Here is a 1722-nt window from a genome sequence, read left to right as displayed (position 1 = left end):
AGCGGCGCCTGGCCGGCCTGCGGGAAATTATCCTCCAGCGTCTGGAAGACGGTGCGCTCGCCTTCCAGCAGTTCCATGGCGTGCTGGGCGAAATAGCCCATCTTGACGCTCGGGCCGCGCGCGACGGAGCCCTCGTCAGGCTCGGAAGCGCCGGCGACGAGCTTCAAAAGCGTCGATTTGCCGGCGCCGTTGACGCCCATCACGCACCAGCGCTCGCGGCGGCGGATCTGGAAATCGAGGCCCGAATAGATCGAGCGGCTGCCGTAGGACTTGTGGATGCCCTTGAGCGTCGCCACGTCCTCGCCGCAGCGCGGCGCCGGCTGGAACTCGAAGGCGACGGTCTGGCGGCGCTTCGGCGGCTCGACGCGGTCGATCTTGTCGAGCTTCTTCACCCGGCTCTGCACCTGGGCGGCGTGCGAGGCGCGCGCCTTGAAGCGCTCGATGAAGGCGATCTCCTTGGCCAGCATCGCCTGCTGGCGCTCGAACTGCGCCTGCAACTGCTTGTCGGCCAGGGCGCGCTGCTGCTGGTAAAACTCGTAGTTGCCGGAATAGGAGGTGAGCGCGCCGGCATCGATCTCGATGATCTTCGAGACGATGCGGTTCATGAACTCGCGATCGTGCGAGGTCATCAAGAGCGCGCCGTCGTAATCCTTGAGGAATTTCTCCAGCCAGATCAGGCTTTCGAGGTCAAGGTGGTTGCTCGGCTCGTCGAGCAGCATGACGTCCGGCCGCATCAATAGAATGCGGGCGAGCGCGACGCGCATCTTCCAGCCGCCGGAGAGCTTCGCCACGTCGCCGTCCATCATCTCCTGGGAGAAGCCGAGGCCGTCGAGCACCTCACGGGCGCGGCCGTCGAGCGCATAGCCGTCAAGCTCCTCGAACCGATGCTGCAATTCGCCGTAGCGCTCGATGATCTCTTCCATCTCGTCGGCGCGGTCGGGGTCGCCCATGGCGTGCTCGAGCTCGCGCATTTCCGCGGCAACCGCGCTCACCGGGCCGGCGCCCTCCATCACCTCGGCCACGGCGCTCATTCCGCCCATGTCGCCGACATCCTGGCTGAAATAGCCGATGGTGACGCCGCGCTCGACCGAGACCTGGCCCTCGTCGGGCTGCTCCCCGCCCATGATCATGCGAAACAGCGTCGTTTTGCCGGCGCCGTTCGGGCCGACGAGCCCGATCTTCTCGCCCTTCTGCAAAGCGGCCGAAGCCTCGATGAAGACGATCTGGCGGCCGTTCTGCTTGCCGATGTTTTCGAGACGGATCATGGGACGGTCCGGGAGCGCTGATTGGGTTGTGCGGGATTTGCCCGGGCGTGTACGCGAATGAGGCTGCGAGGGGAAGAGGCAGAAGCGCCGCAGTACGAGGTGATCTCCCCACAAGGGGGAGATCAGCCGCTTCGACCCTCACGACACACTCCGGAAACAAGATTCAACACGCCGGAAAAACTGGCGAAAAACTCGCCCCGCATAACATCCCGGCGGCGACTGGCGGGCGGTCGCGGCGAGGCGATGGATTGACCCCAATGCAACGAGGCTCGACGGAATGGAGGAAGGCTGCCCTGCTGGGCATCTCGCTTGCCATGCTGGCGGCGTCGGGCGCGGAAGCGGCGACCCGCAGCGAATATTGCGACCGGCTCGGCGTTCAGCTCGATGGAGCCATCACCACCCAGGCCGACCAGCCGGCGGTCGTCGAGGCTGTCGCGCTGCGCAAGAAGGCCGCGCG

General features: G+C 65.8%; 1 protein-coding gene and 1 pseudogene. One reads left to right on the top strand and one right to left on the bottom strand.

What is annotated here, in order from left to right; genetic code table 11:
* A partial coding sequence (locus Q0L57_RS14465) for an ABC-F family ATP-binding cassette domain-containing protein (RefSeq protein ID WP_296743686.1) occupies positions 1 to 1265 on the bottom strand: 1265 nt, incomplete at its 3' end.
* Positions 1266 to 1522: 257 nt separating this feature from the next.
* Here Q0L57_RS14465 and Q0L57_RS14460 point away from each other — a divergent pair.
* A pseudogene (locus tag Q0L57_RS14460) lies at positions 1523 to 1722 on the top strand (hypothetical protein); the annotation flags it as partial.

Origin of the sequence: Mesorhizobium sp. (genome assembly GCF_024509055.1) — a bacterium.
GTDB lineage: Bacteria > Pseudomonadota > Alphaproteobacteria > Rhizobiales > Rhizobiaceae > Mesorhizobium.
The sequence above is the reverse complement of the archived record's forward strand: the minus strand, read 5'-3'. Positions and strand labels throughout refer to the sequence as shown.